Origin of the sequence: Vibrio sp. RM-69-4, assembly GCF_024743775.1 — a bacterium.
Classification (GTDB): domain Bacteria; phylum Pseudomonadota; class Gammaproteobacteria; order Enterobacterales; family Vibrionaceae; genus Vibrio; species Vibrio anguillarum.
In genome coordinates this window covers 1-2,167 of sequence record NZ_JAMQXI010000057.1, presented here as the reverse complement: position 1 = coordinate 2,167, position 2,167 = coordinate 1, and the positions used below count along the sequence as shown (strand labels likewise).

The following is a 2,167-nucleotide window of genomic DNA, read 5'->3' as shown; positions in this document are numbered from 1 at the left end:
ATTCAGACGCCCAAGTCAGTAGTTCTTTGAAATTTTTATCGGCTTCTACTACATCAAGTTGCTTTGAACTTTCTGAACCACGAGCAAGTAACGAAGCCTTACATACTGCCCAATTTAGATCCAAAAACAACAAAGTGTCCGCATGTGGGATCAACTCTTCTATTAAAGCACCAAATACACCTTCAACAATCCAAGATGGATCCATACTCAATTTTACCAGTTCACTTTTTATCGTTTCAGGAGAGCGTTTCTGGTTATAGCCACCAGGTTCCCAAACAACTGAATCCAAGTGAACTTCTTTTAGTCTAAGTCTCTTTGATAACTGTCCTGACAACCAACTTTTACCTGAACCAGAGTTTCCGATGATAAGGATCTTTTTCATGCTACCTCTGCATGCTAACGCCCTGTTAAGGGGTGAGCAACGCAATACCGATGCCGCCGCATACCACCTTAAACACTTAAACCAACGCATAGTGAAAATGCCACGCGTTGCGAATCCCTCTTGAACAGTTTGTTAAATTACATACTCAAAGCCATATTTAGTACCATTCACTAATGGTGTTCTGTCGGGCTATTGCAAGTAATAAGGTATTTTTTTAGTCGTTGCAGAGGCTCAATGTTATCAAGAACAATTGTACAAAATATATTGCCAAACATTGGGACTAAAGCGGCTGTCCACGCTACGTTTGTACTCAAGTACCAATTGTTAAGTTTTGCAAAACCGACATATGAGCTAAAACCTTGGATTCAACTACGAAGTGCGACACCTCTGAACATAAAAATAGTGAGATGCGATAATCATGAACTTTGCTCCCGCCAAGAAGTAAAAAACATGAAATACACGCACCTCACTGAGAACGAAAGGTATATGATTTCTGCACTCAGAAAGCAAGGAATTAGTACCGCTAAAATAGCTAAACAACTGGGTCGTCACAAAGCGACTATCTATCGAGAAATTGAACGCAATTCCCGATACAACAGACACTTTAAAAGGTACTCCTATCAGGCGTGGAGAGCCCAACAAATGGCTCGCAACAGGCTGAGCCGCTCGCGCAGAAATAAGCGTTACAGCGAAATCGACTTCAGGTTACCTGAAGCCTTGCTACGACTGGATTGGAGCCCTGACCAAATCGTTGGATACCTAAGGGTAAGAGGCTATCCAACAATGAGCCACGAGCTCATTTATCAGCATATTTGGAACGACAAAACTCTCGGTGGAACACTATGGAAACACTTACGCCAATCGACCAAGAAAAGGCGTAAAAGGTATAACTCAAAAGACAGCCGAGGTCGGCTGGCAGCAAAGCGTCATATTACCGAAAGACCTGCAAAAGCTGAGCATCGAAAAGAGCCTGGTCATTGGGAAATTGATACCGTCGTTGGCCGCGGAACCAAGCACTGTATCGTGACCTTAGCCGACAGAATGACTGGCTACACTTTTATTGGGCAAATGGACGATAGAACAAGCGAGTCGCTCAACGTAAGAATGAGCAAAATCATGACCCGCTCTGACTTACCTTTTAAGACGATAACTGCGGATAACGGCACTGAATTTCATGGTTATGCGCAACTAGAAAAACATCATAACTGTCTGTTTTACTTTGCAAATCCATACCACTCATGGGAGCGAGGCACTAATGAAAACACCAATGGTTTGATACGACAATACTTACCAAAACGAACCTCCATGTCACACGTGACACAGAAGCTGTGTAATGAAATTGCATATAAATTAAATACACGCCCACGCAAAAGACTTGGGTATAGAACACCAACGGAGTATATTCATGCGCATCTGTAAAAAGTGTCGCACTTCAAACTTGATACTAAGCCAACCGATTGACAACAATGCTTTCAAAACCCAAGAACAAGGCTTTTTGTAAATTTGAAGCAAACTAACCCATTAATTTATAAACCAAAACCCTAACTCAGCAAAGAAACAAAAACTCAAATTGAGCGGTTTGGAAGAAAAGTGACGAGCGTAGCATGCTCGGCGGACGTTTGGATGCTGAAGGTTATTTTGCCGCTGAATTCACAACGACAAGCAACCCAACGCGATCAAAAAACAACAAATATGTGATGATTATTTATTGCTTAAGTTCAGACACAAAACATGGAATTTACCGTTCAATTTCAACTCGATTTAGCCGATAAAAACTCACTTTGC

At 41.8% G+C, this 2,167-nt stretch carries 2 protein-coding genes; one reads left to right on the top strand and one right to left on the bottom strand.

Features of this window, described 5'->3' with window-relative positions:
- A partial coding sequence (locus NB504_RS08390) for an AAA family ATPase (protein ID WP_258428636.1) occupies nt 1-382 on the bottom strand: 382 nt, incomplete at its 3' end.
- A 450-nt stretch (nt 383-832) separates the two neighbouring features.
- Here NB504_RS08390 and NB504_RS08380 point away from each other — a divergent pair.
- Nucleotides 833-1,801, top strand: a complete 969-nt coding sequence (locus NB504_RS08380; RefSeq protein WP_258428635.1) for an IS30-like element ISVa6 family transposase — start codon at nt 833-835, stop codon at nt 1,799-1,801.
- The last annotated feature ends 366 nt before the right edge of the window (nt 1,802-2,167 follow it).